This is a genomic window from Amycolatopsis sp. NPDC043885, from assembly GCF_056435685.1.
Genome location: NZ_JBWKEA010000008.1, coordinates 21,457 through 37,519 on the forward strand (window position 1 = coordinate 21,457; position 16,063 = coordinate 37,519).

15 protein-coding genes and 1 pseudogene are annotated in these 16,063 nt (G+C 69.5%); 8 read left to right on the forward strand and 8 right to left on the reverse strand.

Annotated features, from left to right (window positions below; genetic code table 11):
- Window position 1: 1 nt before the first annotated feature.
- Both ilvA and AC069I_RS23130 read left to right on the forward strand, forming a co-directional pair.
- Window positions 2-1,258: a threonine ammonia-lyase IlvA gene (gene ilvA, locus AC069I_RS23125; RefSeq protein ID WP_478266378.1), complete on the forward strand. Its 1,257-nt coding sequence runs from the start codon at window positions 2-4 to the stop codon at window positions 1,256-1,258.
- 56 nt (window positions 1,259-1,314) lie between these two features.
- On the forward strand, window positions 1,315-1,881 hold the full coding sequence (locus AC069I_RS23130; protein WP_478228487.1) for an NADAR family protein: 567 nt from the start codon (window positions 1,315-1,317) through the stop codon (window positions 1,879-1,881).
- A gap of 144 nt (window positions 1,882-2,025) precedes the next feature.
- On the opposite strand, the gene AC069I_RS23135 is transcribed toward AC069I_RS23130, so the two are convergent.
- Window positions 2,026-2,784 (reverse strand): acyltransferase, encoded by a 759-nt coding sequence (locus AC069I_RS23135; RefSeq protein ID WP_007031648.1) that lies wholly within the window; start codon window positions 2,782-2,784, stop codon window positions 2,026-2,028.
- Window positions 2,785-2,837: 53 nt separating this feature from the next.
- Between AC069I_RS23135 and AC069I_RS23140 the strand changes: the two genes are divergently transcribed.
- The 3 genes from AC069I_RS23140 to AC069I_RS23150 all read left to right on the forward strand — a co-directional run bounded on the left by AC069I_RS23140 (window position 2,838) and on the right by AC069I_RS23150 (window position 7,597).
- Window positions 2,838-3,797, forward strand: a complete 960-nt coding sequence (locus AC069I_RS23140) for a nucleoside hydrolase (protein ID WP_478228488.1) — start codon at window positions 2,838-2,840, stop codon at window positions 3,795-3,797.
- A complete protein-coding gene (locus tag AC069I_RS23145; RefSeq protein ID WP_478266379.1) occupies window positions 3,797-4,924 on the forward strand; it encodes a C40 family peptidase in 1,128 nt (375 codons plus the stop codon). Before AC069I_RS23140 ends, AC069I_RS23145 begins: the two co-directional genes overlap by 1 nt.
- Window positions 4,925-4,990: 66 nt before the next feature.
- On the forward strand, window positions 4,991-7,597 hold the full coding sequence (locus AC069I_RS23150; RefSeq protein ID WP_478266380.1) for a hypothetical protein: 2,607 nt from the start codon (window positions 4,991-4,993) through the stop codon (window positions 7,595-7,597).
- A 47-nt stretch (window positions 7,598-7,644) separates the two neighbouring features.
- On the opposite strand, the gene AC069I_RS23155 is transcribed toward AC069I_RS23150, so the two are convergent.
- Entirely contained in the window at window positions 7,645-8,664 is a 1,020-nt protein-coding gene (locus AC069I_RS23155; protein ID WP_478228491.1) for a hypothetical protein, read from the reverse strand.
- 101 nt (window positions 8,665-8,765) lie between these two features.
- Between AC069I_RS23155 and AC069I_RS23160 the strand changes: the two genes are divergently transcribed.
- On the forward strand, window positions 8,766-9,404 hold the full coding sequence (locus tag AC069I_RS23160; RefSeq protein WP_478266381.1) for a TetR/AcrR family transcriptional regulator: 639 nt from the start codon (window positions 8,766-8,768) through the stop codon (window positions 9,402-9,404).
- Between the two features lie 98 nt (window positions 9,405-9,502).
- On the opposite strand, the gene AC069I_RS23165 is transcribed toward AC069I_RS23160, so the two are convergent.
- Window positions 9,503-9,748: a hypothetical protein gene (locus tag AC069I_RS23165; RefSeq protein WP_478266382.1), complete on the reverse strand. Its 246-nt coding sequence runs from the start codon at window positions 9,746-9,748 to the stop codon at window positions 9,503-9,505.
- On the opposite strand from AC069I_RS23165, the gene AC069I_RS23170 reads away from it, so the two are divergent.
- Window positions 9,737-9,943, forward strand: coding sequence for a hypothetical protein (locus AC069I_RS23170; RefSeq protein WP_478266383.1), 207 nt, complete (start codon window positions 9,737-9,739; stop codon window positions 9,941-9,943). The genes AC069I_RS23165 and AC069I_RS23170 overlap by 12 nt on opposite strands.
- Here AC069I_RS23170 and AC069I_RS23175 read toward each other — a convergent pair.
- The 4 genes from AC069I_RS23175 to AC069I_RS23190 form a co-directional block, all read right to left on the reverse strand.
- The gene (locus AC069I_RS23175) at window positions 9,919-10,773 is read right to left on the reverse strand and encodes an NAD(P)H-binding protein (RefSeq protein ID WP_478266384.1); all 855 of its coding nucleotides are present in this window, start codon (window positions 10,771-10,773) and stop codon (window positions 9,919-9,921) included. The two genes, AC069I_RS23170 and AC069I_RS23175, sit on opposite strands and share 25 nt — an antisense overlap.
- A 30-nt stretch (window positions 10,774-10,803) precedes the next feature.
- Window positions 10,804-11,970: an NAD(P)/FAD-dependent oxidoreductase gene (locus tag AC069I_RS23180; RefSeq protein ID WP_478266385.1), complete on the reverse strand. Its 1,167-nt coding sequence runs from the start codon at window positions 11,968-11,970 to the stop codon at window positions 10,804-10,806.
- A 112-nt stretch (window positions 11,971-12,082) separates the two neighbouring features.
- Window positions 12,083-12,997, reverse strand: a complete 915-nt coding sequence (locus AC069I_RS23185; RefSeq protein WP_478266386.1) for an RNA polymerase sigma-70 factor — start codon at window positions 12,995-12,997, stop codon at window positions 12,083-12,085.
- 27 nt (window positions 12,998-13,024) lie between these two features.
- A complete protein-coding gene (locus tag AC069I_RS23190; protein ID WP_478266387.1) occupies window positions 13,025-14,374 on the reverse strand; it encodes a carotenoid oxygenase family protein in 1,350 nt (449 codons plus the stop codon).
- 88 nt (window positions 14,375-14,462) lie between these two features.
- On the opposite strand from AC069I_RS23190, the gene AC069I_RS23195 reads away from it, so the two are divergent.
- Window positions 14,463-14,987: a TetR/AcrR family transcriptional regulator gene (locus AC069I_RS23195; protein WP_478266388.1), complete on the forward strand. Its 525-nt coding sequence runs from the start codon at window positions 14,463-14,465 to the stop codon at window positions 14,985-14,987.
- Between the two features lies 1 nt (window position 14,988).
- Here AC069I_RS23195 and AC069I_RS23200 read toward each other — a convergent pair.
- Window positions 14,989-15,965 (reverse strand): annotated as a pseudogene (locus AC069I_RS23200) (FAD-dependent oxidoreductase).
- Window positions 15,966-16,063 lie beyond the last annotated feature (98 nt).

The following is a 16,063-nucleotide window of genomic DNA, read 5'->3' on the forward strand; positions in this document are numbered from 1 at the left end:
CGTGCAAGGGATCGAAACGGTGAGCGCCCGAACGGTCGAAGAGGCCGCCAAGCGATTGGCCGGGGTGGTGACCCGCACGCCGCTCGAACCGAACGAGCGGCTCTCGGCGCGGGTCGACGCCCGGGTCTGGCTCAAACGCGAAGACCTGCAGACCGTGCGCTCGTACAAGATCCGCGGCGCGTACAACTTCATCGTCCAGCTCGACGCGGAGCACCGGGAGCGCGGCGTCGTCTGCGCGAGCGCGGGCAATCACGCGCAGGGCGTCGCGTACGCGTGCCGCCGGCTCGGCGCGAACGGCCGCGTCTACGTTCCCGGCACGACTCCCCGGCAGAAGCGCGAGCGGATCGCGACACTGGGCGGCTCACATATCGAAGTCATAGTCGTCGGAGAGACCTACGAAGACGCCTTCACCACCGCGAAGCAGGACGCGGAGAGCACCGGCGCGACGCTGGTCCCCGCCTTCGACGCGCCGGAGACGGTGGCCGGTCAGGGCACGGTCGCGATGGAGGTCGTCGCGCAGCTCGGGTTCATCCCGGACGTGATGGTGGTGCCGGTCGGCGGGGGCGGGCTGCTCGCGGGGATCGCCGCGTGGGCCGCGGAACGGGCGCCGGAGATGCGGATCGTCGGCGTCGAACCGGCGGGCGCGACCTGCATGGCGGCCGCGCTGGCGGCCGGTGAGCCGGTGCGGCTCGAAAGCGTCGACACCTTCGTGGACGGCGCGGCGGTCGCGCAGGCCGGAGCGGTGACGTACCCGCTGGTCCGTGACGGCGGGGTCGAGCTCACCGACGTCGCCGAGGGCGCGATCTGCACGGAAATGCTCGCGATGTACCAGTCCGACGGCGTGATCGCCGAGCCCGCAGGCGCGCTCGCGACCGCCGCGCTGGGCACGACGGTGAAGATCGATCCCGGGCAGATCGTGGTGTGCGTCGTCTCCGGCGGCAACAACGACGTCAGCCGCTACGGCGAAGTGCTCGAACGGTCGCTGATCCACGAAGGGCTGAAGCACTACTTCCTGGTGGGTTTCCCGCAGGAGCCCGGCGCGCTGCGGCGGTTCCTCGACGAGGTCCTCGGGCCGGACGACGACATCACGCGGTTCGAGTACGTGAAACGCAACAGCCGCGAGACCGGCCCGGCGCTGATCGGCATCGAACTCGCGCGGGCCGGTGACCTGGAGGGGCTGCTGCATCGGCTGGAGGTGAGCCCGCTGCAGGTCGAGCGGGTGGAGCCGGGCAGCCCGCTGTTCCACTTCCTGGTCTGAACTTCCGTGGTGGGCCACTGCGAAAGGTGTCGGTGGCCTGTGGTCCACTGGTCGCCATGGTGAGCAAGGTCGACGGAGTCCGGAGTCTCGATGCGTTGCGCGAGCTGGTCCACAGCGGCGCGGAGCCCGAGTACCAGCTCTTCTACGGCCACACCCCGCTCAAAAGCGGCCGGGTCAACGCGGCCTGCCTGAGCCAGTGGTGGCTGGCACCGTTCGTGGTGAACGGCGAGCGCTACCCGACGGCCGAGCACTTCATGATGGCGAGCAAGGCGGAACTGTTCGGCGATCACGAGGCCGCGGCGAACATCCGTCGGGCGCCGGACCCCAAAACCGCCAAGATCCTCGGCCGCGAGGTCACCGGTTTCGACGCCGAGGTCTGGGAGCGGCACCGCTTCGACATCGTCATCGACGGCAACCTCGAGAAGTTCCGCCAGCACGCCGAAGAGCGTGAGTTCCTGCTGGCCACGGGCGACAAGGTGATCGTCGAGGCCTCCAGGATGGACCTGGTCTGGGGCAGCGGCCTCGCCCGCGAGGACAAGAACGCCACGCGCCCCGACTACTGGCGCGGGCAGAACCTCCTGGGCTTCGCGCTCATGGAGGTCCGGGAGCAACTGCGCGGCTAGTTTCGCGTAACTCGCGTGACCAAAGCCCGCACTCGCGTGCTTGGACACCGCACTCGCGTGCTTGGAGGCGTAACTCACGTGTCACGCCTCTGAGCACGCGAGATCCGCCTCTGAGCACGCGAGTTACGCCTTTGATCACGCGAGTTACGAGTCGACGCCCAGGGTCTTCTGCAGCGCCTTGTTCGCCTTGCGCGCCATGTCGGCGACGGCTTCGCGGCGAGCGGCGTCGGCGGCGTAGTCGTCCTGCCGGTTCCGCACCACGCGCGCCGGCGAACCGACGGCGATCGAGTAGTCCGGGATCTCGCCCCGCACCACGGCGTGCGCGCCGAGGACGCAGCCGCGGCCGACCCGGGTGCCCTTGAGCACCGAGACCTTGGTGCCGATCCAGGTGTCCGGCCCGATCCGCACCGGCGACTTCACGATGCCCTGGTCCTTGATCGGGACGGTGATGTCGGTGGTGACGTGGTCGAAGTCGCAGATGTACACCCAGTCCGCGACGAGCGTGGCCGCGCCGAGCTCGATGTCGAGGTAGCCGTTGAGGACGTTCTGCCGCCCGAACACCGCCTTGTCGCCGATGCGCAGCGAACCCTCGTGGCAGCGGATCGCGTTGCCGTCGCCGATGTGCACCCAGCGGCCGATCTCCAGCCGCCCGTAGCCGGGGCGGCAGTGGATCTCGACGTCCTTGCCGAGGAACACCATCCCCCGCAGGATGATGTGCGGGTTCGCGATCCGGAACTTCAGCAGCCGCCAGTAGCGGACCAGGTACCAAGGCGTGTACGCGCGGTTTCGCAGCACCCAGCGCAGCGAATCCTTGGTCAGGAACTTCGCCTGACGCGGATCACGACGGGCCTGGCCCCAGGCGCGGAGCCGCGACAGCGCGGGCGCACCCCACATGGACGTCATACCGGTGACCGTAACCTGTGTTCAGGCCGCCGACCGCAAAGGGGAGCACGCGCATGGGCACCAAGCTGATCATCGACACCGACCCGGGGGTCGACGACGCCTTCGCGCTGGCGCTGGCCACGCAATCCGAGGACGTCGACCTCCTCGGCGTGACCACGGTGTTCGGCAACGTCCCGCTGAGCCACACCACCGCCAACGCCCGCCGCCTGCTGCAGCTCTTCGGCCGCGACGACGTCCCGGTCGCCGCCGGCGCCGCACGGCCGCTGGTGTACGACAACGCCAAGCCCGCCGGGTACGTCCACGGCCAGGACGGCCTTTCCGGCCACGCCGGGACGCTGCCGGAGGCGAAGCGCCCGCTCGACGAACGCGGCGCCGTCCGGCTGCTGGTGGATCTGCTGGAAGCCGCCGACGAGCCGGTGACCATCGCCCCGATCGGCCCGCTGACGAATATCGCGCTGCTGCTGGCGGCCCATCCGGGCATCCGCGAGAAGATCGGCCGGATCGTCGTCATGGGCGGCGGGGTGACCAAGGGGAACTCCACCACGGCGGCCGAGTTCAACATCTGGAGCGACCCCGAGGCCGCGCGCCGGGTGCTGGTCGACGAGGACATCCCGACGGTGCTGGTCCCGCTGGACATCACGCACCAATGCTCGGTCGACACGGACTGGCTGGGCAAACTCGCCGCGTCCGGCCCGCTCGGCGCGGCACTCGAAGCGCTGACCCCGACGTACGTGAAGCACTACACCCCGATCCTCGGCATGCCGGGGATGGTCATGCACGACGCGGTCGCGGTGGCCGAAGCGATCCGGCCGGGCGTCCTCGACCTCGAGTCGTACCCCGTGGACGTCGAGTGCGGCTTCGGCCCCGCGCGCGGCGCGACACTGGTAGACCGGCGAAGGCTACGAAGCACCGATCCGCAGGCCGTGCCGGGCCGCACCATCGACGTCGCGCTGACCACCGACGTCGACGCCTTCCGCGAGTTCGTCCTCGGCCGGATCACCGGGGGCCGGTGATGGAACAGGAAACCTCCCGCCGCCGCAGACTCCCGGTGATCATCGCCGCCGTCGTCGTCGCGGGCGCCGCCCTGGTCGCCGCCATCACCTTCGCCCCGAAGGAAGAGCCGAAGACGGAGGCCGCCGCCGTCCAGTCCTCGGCCCCGCCCGCGCCGCCGTCGCCGTCGTCCGCCCCGGCGGAAATGCCGAAGGAACAGCCGAAGGTCCCCCAGCAGATGGGGCAGGAGTTCGACGCCTGGGTGTCGAAGACCAGCGGCTGGCTCGACATCCCGCTGCGCGCGATGACCGGGTACGCGAAGACCACCGTCGCGCTGAGCAAGGAAACGCCGGGGTGCCGTCTTTCCTGGGTGACGCTGGCCGCGCTCGGGAAGATCGCGTCCGATCACGGCCGCGCCACCGGTTCGGGGCTGAACGCCGACGGCGTGCTGACCAAGCCGCTCGGCGCGATCGAGGTCCGCGACTTCTACAACAAGGTCGTCTCGTCCGCGAACGCGAGCGGCCCGCTGCAGCTGACGCCGTCGGTGTGGGACCGGTTCCAGGCGTCGGCGACGGGCGGCAAACCGAACCCGCAGAACATCGACGACGCCACGCTCACCGCCGGGCGTGCCCTGTGCGCGGGCGGCCGCGACCTCGGCCAGGGTCAGACGTGGTGGAACGCCGTCAGCACGCTGCAGCCCGCGCCGCTGCTGATGCACCGCACGCTCGCGACGGTGAACGTCTACGGCACGGTCGGCCAGAGCCCGCAGCCGCCGAACGCGGCGGCCTTGAGCGCGGTCAACTTCGCCATCGACAAGATCGGGCTGCCCTACGTCTGGGGTGGCAACGGCACCGGTGGCAGCGACCCCGGTTTCGACTGCTCCGGCCTGACGACGGCCGCGTACGCCAGCGCCGGCGTCAAGCTCATGCGCACCGCCCACACGCAGTACCACAGCGTGGACAAGGTGACCGATCCCCAGCTGGGCGACCTGATCTTCTACGGCGAACCGAACACGAAGATCCACCACGTCGGGCTGTACATCGGGAACCAGCAGATGATCGACGCCCCGCAGACCGGGCAGGCGGTACAGGTGCACACCTACCGGAAGCAGGGCGACGACTACGCCGGGGCCGGCCGCCCGACGGCTTAGGACGAGGGGCAACCAACCCTCCCCTTGAGGCGTGTACGTCGTGCATGCCTCAAGGGGAGGGCCAGCATGACCTTACGAAGATCACTGACGTTGCCCGCTGTCGCGCTCGCCATCGCGCTCACCGTCACCGATGGCGGGATGGCGGCAGCGGCGACCACTGATCAACAGCGTTCAGAGGCGACGCTGTCCGCGACGTCCTGGGGTTACGTCGACTCGGCGACACCGACCACCGCCTACTTCAAGCCATCCGGCAACCTGCCGATCGGCACCGGGGACAGCACACCGCACCTTCAACGCTCCTACGTGAATTTCGACCTGCGCTCGTTGCGGGGTGTGCCGTTCACGACGGTGCTGCTGTCGGCAGGCGAGACGCACTACGTCGGCTGTGACGGCCGCGCCACCGAGGTGTGGCGGACCTCCGCCTACACCAAGCAATCGACCTGGCAGAGCCGCCCGGCGGAGCGGACACGGGTGGCGTCCAGGGGTGCCGATGGCACCTGCATCGACAACGACGCCACGTTCGACGTCACCACCGCGGTGCGGGACGCGATCGAACACAAGGTCCGTCACCTCACACTGGGCTTCCGCGTCGCCGAAGCCCACGAGGCGGACCCGGCGTTCTATCGGATGATCAAGGCCCCGGCGACGCTGCGGGTGGTCGACAACGCTCCGCCCGCGACGCCGACCGACCTGCGCACCAATGACGAACCCTGTGCCAAGGACGGCGCCGGCGCGCTGGTGAGCGACCAGGCGAAGCTGAGCGCACAGATATCCGACCCGGACGGCGACCCCACGTACGGGCGGTTCACGTGGTGGCCGGTGGCGGACCCGGCGCAACGGCACACGGGTACCGGGTCGGGCAATCCCGCCGCGGCGTACCCGGACACCTCGGGCCTCGCCGACGGTACCTACGCGTGGGAGGTGTACGCACAGGACAGCTGGGGGGCGAAGTCGTCCACGACTGCCCCGTGCCGGTTCACCGTCGACCGCACGGATCCGAACGCGCCTGCCGTCGTCTCCGCGACGTACCCGGCAGGCGCCGAGGGCGGCGGGGTCGGTGTGGCGGGCGAGTTCACCTTCTCCCCCAACGGTTCCACCGACGTCGTGCGGTACGACTACAACTTCGGCGCGGGGACGCGGGAGATCGCCGCGGGCCCCGATGGCACGGGCACGGTCAGCTTCACGCCGACGGCCAACGGCTGGCAGTCGGTGGTCGTGCGGGCGTGGGACCGGGCTGGCAACCTCTCGCTCAGCACCTACTACTCGTTCATCGTCAAGGAGACGCGGCCGACGGTCACGTCCGACCGCTACCCGCCGCAGGGCGGCCCGGACGGCGGCATCGGCGTGCCGGGCGTGTTCCGGTTCGCGCCGGGGATGCCGAACGTCGTGGCGTACGGCTACCGGCTGGACGACGGCGCGTCCGCCACGGTCACGGCGGGCCAGGACGGCGTCGCCGAGGTGACGATCACGCCGGCCACCGGTGGTGATCACGTGCTGTTCGTGCGCAGCACCGACACGTCGGGCGTGAAGTCGCCGGAACGGGAGTACCGATTCCTCGTCGACGCGTCACCGGTGGTGAGCGGGCCCGAAAACGTCGACCTGGGCACGTCGGTCACGTACACGGCGAAACCGAGAATGCCGCACGTCGTCGAGTACGACTACTGGTTCGCGAGTGCCGAGAGTACGAAGTGGACGGTCAAGGCGAACGCCGACGGAACCGCCGCGCTGCCGGTCGAATTCGCCTCGGCCGACCAGAACCTGCTGCGGGTCCAGGCCCGCGACGCGTCCGGCGAGCTGTCCCCGGTGACGGAGAAACGGTTGTGGCTCAACACCTGGCGACCCACGATCGGCTACGTGGGCGACATCGGGACGGAGGGCAGAGCCGTCACGTTCACGTTCACCACCCCGATGCCGAACGCCGTGGAGTTCGAGTACTGGCCGGCGGCGGACCCGGCGACCAGGTGGACCGTGCCGGTCAGCGGGAACACCGCGACGGTGAGCTACACCCCGCCGAGGATCGGCGACTACGAGATGCTGGTGCGCGCGAGGAACACGGCGGGCGTGTGGTCCTCGACGGGCAACATCACGTGGACGGTGACGAACGATCCGACGGTGACCTCGAAGGAGTTCCAGGCGAACGGGCGGGTGTTCCCCGGCAGCTTCACGTTCGAAGCCCGCCAGCCGGGCGCGGTGGCGTTCGAATACTCGTTCAACTGGGGTCCGTTCCAGCGGACGGCCGCCGAGAACGGGCGCGCCGTGCTGGCGTGGACTCCCCCGCTGCCACCGGCCGGCTCGGCCGGCCACAACCTGCGGGTGCGTACGGTGACCGCCGACAACGTCTCCTCGCAGGAGAAAACGTACTACTTCAACATATTGAGCGCGCCGTACGTGTCGTCGAAGGAATACCCGGAAAGCACATGGTCGGGCGGTGCCGGTGTGCCGGGGACGTTCACCTTCACGCCGGGTATGCCGGGCATCGTCTCGTACACCTACTCCGTCCGGAACGACCGGGGTGCCGTGACCGAGGAGATCACCGTACCGGCGGACGGTTCGGGTGCGGGGACGATGACGTGGACCCCACCGGACCGAGGTATCTACTCGGTCCACGTGCGGGGCAATACGGCCGACGGCGCCAAGTCGGGTGGCATCGGCTACTCGGTGTACGTCAGATAACCGCGTGACCGGCGGCCCCGTTCCCCCAGGGAGCGGGGCCGCCGTGTTCAGCCGCGGTAGTAGTCGGCGAGGGCCGCGAACGCGGCCTTGGGTTCCCACGGCATGCCCGGATAGGTTTCGCCGTCGCGGTCTTCGAGGACTTTGACGATGCCGAGACTGGCCAGATCCAGGTCACGGCGAGGGTCGTCGGGACGGTGCGGGTAGTTGGAGAGCGCGAAAAGGTAGACGAAGGCGCCGTCGACACCTTCGGCGTCGAAGATCTCCAGCAGCTCGCGCAGGTACTTGGCCTGCCCGGCCTCGTCGCGGTCGTACTCCCCGTTCAGCCGGACCGGGCGGCCGATCTCGTCGTGCTCGACGATCTCCATACTGCGCGGCGCCAGGTCGCCCGCGCCGCGCCAGGTGGCCGTGCCGAAGCCGGTGATCGCGAGCGGTTTTCCTTGCGCCACAAGGGCGCGCACCCCTTCCTGGAACCGGTCGGCCACCTCCGCGGACCGGATGAGTTCGACCGACATGATGTCGAAGAGGGTCCAGTCGACCCGCTCGAACGGGATGCAGGCGTAAGTGATCTTCCCGTGAAAGCGCTCACGGACCGTTGCCACGACCTCCTCGAGGAAGTCGTTGAGGCGCGCACTCGCCTCGGCGACTCGCTCACCCAGGCTCTCCGGCATGCTGAACAGTCGTTCGAGCCGCTCGGCGATGTCGTCACCGGGCAGGAATCCGTGGTCCATGAGGCTCAGCTCGACGCCGGTGACGAACACGACTTCGGCTCCAGTCCGCCGGACCCGCTCCGCCCGCCGCGCGCTGTCGGTGAACAACGCCAGCATCTCCTGGGCCGTCAGCTCCAGCGGGTAGGGCGAGAACCAGACCTCCAGCCCGAGCTCGGCGGCGAGGTGAGCGGCCTGTTCCAGCCGTTCCGGATCGCCGCCGACGAGATGCACGGCGTTGCAGTGCAGGTCGTCACGGATGATGGCCAGCTCCCGTTTCACCAGGTCGAGATCGAAGTTCTCGCGGGAGTTCTCGCCGCCCCGGACAAAGCCGGTGTCGTAGGCGATGCCTTTGGCACGCATGGGTTCGGTCCTCTCGTGTCGGAATGTGGTGCCCGAGGCTAGGCAGAAACTTGCGCGCGCGCAAGTTTGCGTTCGCGCAAGTATGCTGGGATACTCGGCCGGTGACGACACGGCGGACCGGATTGCGCGATCAGAAGAAGCAGGCCACCCGAAAGACCTTGCGCGAGGCGGCGCTGCGGCTGGCCCTGGAGCGTGGTCCCGAGAACGTGCGCGTCGACGACATCGCCGAAGCCGCCGGAGTCTCGCCCCGGACCTACAACAACTACTTCTCCAGCCGCGAGCACGCCATCGTCGCCGCCGTCACCGCCGATCGGGAAGCGCGGATCGCGGCGGCGGTGGTGGCCCGGCCCGCCGAAGTCGGCCTCGCCGACGCCGTGATCGAAGCGATCGTCGAGCAGTACACCGACCCGGGCGAACACCATCGCGACGCGCTGCTGCTGATCACCACCCGTCCAGCACTGCGCGACGCCTTCGCCGACACCACCAGCGCGCTCGAACTCCCCCTCGCCGACGCGATCGCCCAACGCCAGGGCGACATCCCGCCGCACATCGCCCTTGTGCTCGCGGCGAGCGTGACCGCCGCGGTGCGCATCGCGCTGCAGCGATGGCTCCAGCCGAGCGCCGCGTCTCTCACGGCCGGCGGGCTCGTCGTACCGTCCGGCTCACTGCCCGACCTGCTCCGCACCGCACTCGCACCACTCGCGCCCGCACTCGACGCCGCCGAAGTCCGAGCGGAATAAAGTGACCGCGTGTACTCACCGATTCCGGTCCTGAACGAGCTGAAGGACCTTTACGACTCGACGCGCGACTACCTCGCCGACGGTTTCGAGCTGCACGACTACGACGACAAAAGCCGCTTCCCCCAGGAACTGGACGACCCCGAGTTCCTCTCGCGGGTGGTCCCCTTCGCCCAGGCGAACGGGAGCGGCTCGACGTACGCGATCTGGCGAGCCGATGACGAGACGGACCTCGCCCGGTCGCCTGTCGTCGTCTTCGGCGACGAGGTGGTGAGCACGTCGTCGCCCGCGAGTTCACGGATCTCCTGCGGCTGCTGGGTTTCGACGCCGAGATCATGGTCGACCACGATTCGGCCTACTACTACCGCGAGGAAGACGACGACCACAGCGGCTCGCACGAGCTGTTCGTCGAGTGGCTCCGGGAGCGCGGCTTGACGCCGGCCGAGGATCCGGACGGCGTCGTGGCCGCTGCTCAGGAGGCCCACGGGGAACGGTTCGGGGCCTGGATCACGCCGTTCTACGAAAAGATCGGCTGGGCCTGAAAAGCCGCCGCGTTGTCGCGCGCCCAGCCGTCGAACGTGAGCGCCGGACGGCCGAGGAGTGCTTCCACCGTGGTGGTCGTCGGTCCGGGACGCTCGCTGTAGTCGGCCAGGGAGCCGAGCAGGCGGGCGGGGACTTCCTCGGGGAGTCCCTGCGCGAGCATGCCCTGCCGTACCTGCTCGGGTGGAAGCTCCTGGAAGGACAGTGGCCGATCGATGGCCGCACCGATGAGCCGCACCTTCTCGTGCTGGTCCACCGATCCCGGGCCGGTCAGCGTGTACACCGACTCCGCCGGGAGATCGCCGCGAAGTGCTCGCGCGGCCACTGCGGCGATGTCGGTTTCGTGGATCGGGGACGTGGCGGCCCGGCCGTACGCGCCGCGCACCACGTCGCCCGCCTTGATCTGCGGTGCCCAAGCCAGCGCGTTGGCGGCGAAATCCGCCAGGCGCAGCACCGTCCACTCCAGACCTGAACGCGTGACGAGGTCTTCTGCGTACTGGAACTGTGCGGCGAAACGGGCTTCCCCGGCCGGGTACTCCACGGTGGTGGCCGACAGCAGCACCACACGCCGTACACCTCGCTCGGCCGCGAGCTTCAGCAGCTCTTCGAGGCCGGGACCGGTGGCACGCGGGCTGATCTGGACCGCTTCGACACCTTCCAGGGCCGTCTCGATCCAGCCAGGGCGAAACAGGTCCCCGGCAACGGCTTCCACGTCGCCGGGAAGCCCGGACCCGTCGCCGCGCGTGACCGCGGCGACGTCGATTCCTTGGTTCAGCAACACATTCATCACCTGACGTCCCACGACGCCGTTCGCTCCGGTGATCAGGATCATGATCGTTCCCTTGTTCGGCGGGGCGGGGTGTCACACGCTGACGGGTGCTGGGGCCGGGACGATCCGGCGGCGGCGCACGGGAAGCATCGACGTCGGATGCGAGATGCTCCAGGCCGCGGCCTTGCAGATGATCTCCTTGAGGCGTGCGGCCGTCTTGCCGGTGAGCGCCGAGTCCTTGGGCCGGTCGTCCGGGGTCACCCACTGCACGACGGCGTCGCGGCGGCCGAGGCTGACGCACTGGCCGGTGTACCCGATCTTGTTCTCGGGGAGCGAGCCTCCGGTCAGAACGGCGACGATGGCGTCGGCCGCGCGGTAAGCCGTGGGAACTCCCGAGGCGCAGGACATGCGCAGTGGCATGCCGTTCACGCCCGGCGCGAGCGCGGCGTCGCCGACGGCGTAGACGTCCGCGTGCGAGACCGACCGCAGCGTGTCGTCCACGACGATCTGTCCCGTCGCGGAGACGTCCAGGGTCGTGGCGGCGGCGATGGGATGGACGGCGAAACCGGCCGTCCAAACGGTCACCTGGGCGGGAATCTCGCGGCCGGCCGCGGTCATCGCCCCGTCCGGCCCGACACGTGTGATGTCGGTGTCCTCGTACAAGGTAATGCCGAGCCTCTCGAAGGTCCCGCGCAGATGACGCTGGGCCTTCTCGCTCATCCAGGCGCCGAGGCCGCCGCGGACCGCGAAGGAGACTTCGAGATCCGGCCGCGCTTCCGCGATCTCCGTGACGGCTTCGATGCCGGTCAGTCCACCGCCGACGACGAGCACGGTCCCGCCCGCCGCCAGGGCGGCGAGACGGTCACGCAGCCGCAGCGCGGAACCCTTGCCGTCGATGTGGTGAGCGTGTTCCGCGACGCCGGGAACGCCGCGGTCCGCGGCCGCGCTGCCGAGCGCGTAGACGAGCGTGTCGTAGGCGATTTCGCCGTCGTCGAGGGCGACGGTCTTGCGTTCGGTGTCGACCGTGGTGACCCGCGCCGTCCGCACCCGCACGCCCGTGCCCGCGAAGACGTCGGTCAGCAGGCGGGGTTTCAGGTCCTGGCCGGTCGCGAGCTGGTGCATGCGGACCCGCTCGACGAACTCGGGATCGGCGCTGACGAGGGTGATCTCGGTGTCGGCGGGGTGCAGCCGCTTGGCAAGGCGCCCGGCGGCGTTGGCTCCGGCGTATCCGGCTCCGAGAACGACGATTCGGTGCTTCATGGTCTCACTCCTGTCCGGTCGGTGTTCGCTTCCTGAACCGGACGGCGACACGAAACCTGACAGCGGCGGACTGTGATCCGGGTCACCAAGCGACGGTGAGCGGTTCCCCGTGCTAGGAGGTGCCCCACTGGCTCGCCGCGCGGTCGAGTTTCGCGGGGTTCACCTGGGCGTGGACCGCTGTGATGCCGTCGGTGGTGACCTCCAAGGAGACAACGCCGACGAGCCTGCCCTCCACCGTCAGCACCAGCGCGGGCACGCCGTTGGCGACGGTGGAGAACAGCTCGGGCTTGCCGCCGATCAACGACCACTTGGCCGCGCTCGGCTTGAAGAGGCCGCGCAGGAACCTCGCCACCCGGACCGCGCCGGTGATCGGCCGCGGCAGCGAGAAGAGCACACCGCCACCGTCGCCCACGCTGATCGCGTCGTCGGCCAGCATCCGCACCAGCGCGTCGGTCCGGCCGCTGAGCGCCGCGGCGAGGAACTCCTCGACGATCTTGCGGGCCGCGGCCGTGTCGACCTCCACCCGGCGCCGGTCGGCGGCCAGATGCTGCTTGGCCCGCCGGTAGATCTGCTGGCAGTTCGACTCGGCGACGTCGAGGACCTCGGCGATCTCGGCGTGGGAGTACCCGAACGCCTCGCGCAGCACGTACACGACGCGCTCCTTGGCCGAGAGCCGCTCCATCAGCGTGAGCATCGCGATGGAGACCGATTCACGCTGCTCGACGGTGTCGGACGGGCCGAGCATCCGGTCCCCCGCGAAAACCGGCTCGGGGAGCCATTGGCCCACATAGGTTTCCCGCCGGGCCCGCGCCGAGGTGAGCCGGTTGAGGCAGAGGTTGGTGAGCACCTTCGTCAGCCACGCCTCCGGCGTCTCGACGTACTCGCGATCGGCGGACTGCCAGCGCAGGAAAGTGTCCTGCACCGCGTCCTCCGCGTCGCTCGCCGACCCCAGCAGGCGATACGCGATCGCCTCCAGCCGGCCACGGGCCCCTTCGAACACCTCGACCTCGCGCGCACCGGTCAGCATCGCTCCAGATTAGCCATCACACCGGAGTCAGGCGGCGGGAATCCAGCTGCCGTGCAGTCCCAGCGGGACACGGGTGGGCAGGTGGACCCTCGCCAGGGGTTCGCCGGTGAAGTCCTGCGACGCCAGGATCACCAGATCCGCCGCACCCCGGTCGCGGTCGTGGACGTAGACCAGGTTGTAGCCGTCGTCCTCCGCGGCCGCGCGGGCCGACGGGACGAACACGGTCTCCCCCGCGTTCGCGTCGCGGCCGAACTCGTGGGCTTCGGTGACGCCGGTCAGGAGGTCGTGTTTGAGGAGAGCGCTGCTCAAGCCTTCGTCGGGGCGGTCCGGTTCGGTGGCGCTCGGCGTGGCGTACAGCTCGGCCGCCGCCGAATAGCCGTAGCGGTAAGGCTTTCCGCCGAACCGGCCGTTGAGGCGAGGGAAGTCCTGCGGGCGGCCGTGCAGCAGTGTGCGCGTGGCCCGGTCGGCCGTGAGGTCCGCCGTCCAGCGTTCGAGCACGGGTTTCGAGGCGCCGACGTCGGCGAAGTCGATCGGCCGGGGATGCACGACCACGTCCACCACCACGGTTCCGTTGTCCTCGAAGGCGTTCAGGGTGTGACCGACCATGACGGGCGCGGTCTCGAACCACCGCACCGTCCCGCCCGCTCTCGGCAGCAGCCCCAGCCGTGACGGCAGTTCCCGGTTCCAGTGGAACGGCACGCCCGTCGCCAGACGTTCGGCCTCGAAGACCATCGGGGACTCGTAGAACACCACGTAGTGCTCGGTGAGCGCGAAGTCGTGCATGTACGGCAGCGTCGGCGCCTTGATGTCAGTGACGCTCCGGTTGCGCCCGTCGGGGCCGATCACGATGTGCTGCACGAAATCCGCGCCGTACCGGAAGGCCAGCGAATGCAGCTCGCCGGTCGCGTGGTCGTACTTGCTGTGCGCGTTGGCGGAGAAACCCTGTTCCGTCGCACCGAGGGCGGCGGGCCCGACGGTGTCGAGTTCGTCGGTCAGCTCGTACGGGGCCAGGCCTCCTTCGATGAGCGCGTAGAGGCGGCCGCCGTGTCCCGCGACCTGGACGTTCGGCGCGAAGTCGAGGCGCTCGTCGGCGACCTGCCCACGCCGCGGTTCCCCGAGCCGGTCGGCCACGGAGGCCGACCGCACCCAGCGGTTGCGGTACCACTCGGCGCGGCCGTCGCGCAGGCGCACGCCGTGGACCATGCCCTCCCCGAGGGTCCAGATGTGCGCCGACGCGTCTTCGATGCCGAGCGGGTTCGGGCCGATACGCAGGTAGCGGCCGTCGAGGTCGTCCGGGAGCTTCCCGGTGACGGGCAGATCGAAGGCGGTGATCTCTTCGGTGACCGGGGCGAAGTTGCCGAGGACATAGCGATTCATCGTCGTTCCCTTGCTACGAAGCGTCTTGAACATTTGTATAATACATTTGTATAAGACGCTTGTCACAGCCTGCCGCTAGGATCACCGCATGGGACAACGAGAGGACCTCCTCGACGGGGCCAAGCGCTGCCTGATCGAACGCGGCTACGCGCACACCACCGCGCGGGACATCACCGCGGCCTCGGGGGCGAACCTCGGCTCCATCGGGTATCACTTCGGTTCCAAAGAGGCCCTCATGAACGAGGCCATGATCGAGCTTTCCACCGAAGTGGTCGAGCGCCTGCGGGAGCCCGAGGACGCTTCGCTCACCACCATCTGGCAGGGCCTTGTCGACTCCTTCACCGAGCAGCGCGACCTGTGGACCGCCGTCCTGGAGAGCGCCACCCAGGCCATCCGCTTCCCGGAACTTCGCGAACGGCTCGCCGACGCCCAGGACGAAGCCCGGAAGGTCCTCGGCGAACGGCTGTCCGCCACCGACGCCGACGCGGCGGGTGCCGTCCAGTTCGCCCTCATCGCGGGCGTGATGATGCAGCACCTCGTCGCGCCGGACCGGGCCCCCGGCGCGGAAACGATCGTCCGCGGCCTGAAGGCCCTCGCCGTCGGCACGGCCTGACTCAGGCCTTCCTTTCCTCGAACAGGTTCAGCAGCCGCTCGGGGATGTCGTCGCCGAAGACGCTTTCGAGCAGGAAGTCCTCCTCCATGGGCGTTTCACAGCGGACGAACATGGCCTGCTCGTATTCGGCGAGGGCGGTCTCGACGTCGCCGGGACACGCGGCGAGGGCTTTGGCGAGTTCGGCGCCGTCGAGCATCGCAAGGTTGGCGCCTTCCCCGGCGCGGCCCGGACGGCAAGGCGAAGGCGGGACGATGGATCGGCGCGACGTCGCTTTCGGTGATCAGCGCGGTGAGCTCCGGCGACCAGCCGTCGAACTCCGCCGCGATCCGCGCCTTGGCGGCTTCGGCGTCGGTGAGGTCGATGGCGTCGAACCACTCCAGCGGTTTGGTGAGCTCCACGTAGGCGTGCAGCGTGTCGCCGCTTTCCCGGTGGGCGTTGATACTCGCGCCCTCCGCTAGGTCTCGACGAACGACATGCCGGAGTACTCGGGAACGGCGTCGGTGAGCAGCGGCCGGATCCGCGACCAGGAGCCCCGCGACGACGGTGGTGCCGTCGTCGAAGGTCACCTCGTGACGGCCGTCGTCGAGTGTCCGGGCGCCGACGGCCTTGCGACCCCACCGGACGGTGCCTTCGGGGAGCGAGTCGAGCAGCATCCGCCGCAAATCCCCGCGTTGCGCCTCGGGGCGCCCGCCCGTGCCGTCGTCGCCCCGTTCGAACAGGACGGTCCCCGTCCCCTTCGAGGACGCGCAGCGCCTGACGGCCCTCCAGGACGATGCCGCGGAACTCCTCGGTCAGCCCGGCTGCCTGGAGGGCGAGCTGGCCGTTGTAGTCGTGGATGTCGAGCATCCCGTCCTGCAGACGCGAAGTCTGGGACGCTTCCGCTTCATAGACCTCGGACGGGATGCCGTGGACGTGCAGGACCCTCGCCAGGGTGAGGCCGCCGAGCCCGGCGCCGATGATCGTGACAGATGTGTTCATGGTGCCCCTCGAGGCGCTTCTGGAATGACATTCCAGAGCGTGCTCCGGGCCGCTGGCAGGCGGCGCACACGACGCTGGCACCGGGCTGGCAGGCGCTG

Bases quoted from the DNA above. Each gene is read 5' to 3' on its own strand.
- AC069I_RS23130 (WP_478228487.1), top strand. From the start codon at position 1,315: ATGGTGAGCAAGGTCGACGGAGTCCGGAGTCTCGATGCGTTGCGCGAG.
- AC069I_RS23135 (WP_007031648.1), bottom strand. From the start codon at position 2,784: ATGACGTCCATGTGGGGTGCGCCCGCGCTGTCGCGGCTCCGCGCCTGG.
- AC069I_RS23140 (WP_478228488.1), top strand. From the start codon at position 2,838: ATGGGCACCAAGCTGATCATCGACACCGACCCGGGGGTCGACGACGCC.
- AC069I_RS23145 (WP_478266379.1), top strand. From the start codon at position 3,797: ATGGAACAGGAAACCTCCCGCCGCCGCAGACTCCCGGTGATCATCGCC.
- AC069I_RS23150 (WP_478266380.1), top strand. From the start codon at position 4,991: ATGACCTTACGAAGATCACTGACGTTGCCCGCTGTCGCGCTCGCCATC.
- AC069I_RS23155 (WP_478228491.1), bottom strand. From the start codon at position 8,664: ATGCGTGCCAAAGGCATCGCCTACGACACCGGCTTTGTCCGGGGCGGC.
- AC069I_RS23170 (WP_478266383.1), top strand. From the start codon at position 9,737: ATGGTCGACCACGATTCGGCCTACTACTACCGCGAGGAAGACGACGAC.
- AC069I_RS23175 (WP_478266384.1), bottom strand. From the start codon at position 10,773: ATGATCCTGATCACCGGAGCGAACGGCGTCGTGGGACGTCAGGTGATG.
- AC069I_RS23180 (WP_478266385.1), bottom strand. From the start codon at position 11,970: ATGAAGCACCGAATCGTCGTTCTCGGAGCCGGATACGCCGGAGCCAAC.
- AC069I_RS23185 (WP_478266386.1), bottom strand. From the start codon at position 12,997: ATGCTGACCGGTGCGCGCGAGGTCGAGGTGTTCGAAGGGGCCCGTGGC.
- AC069I_RS23190 (WP_478266387.1), bottom strand. From the start codon at position 14,374: ATGAATCGCTATGTCCTCGGCAACTTCGCCCCGGTCACCGAAGAGATC.
- AC069I_RS23195 (WP_478266388.1), top strand. From the start codon at position 14,463: ATGGGACAACGAGAGGACCTCCTCGACGGGGCCAAGCGCTGCCTGATC.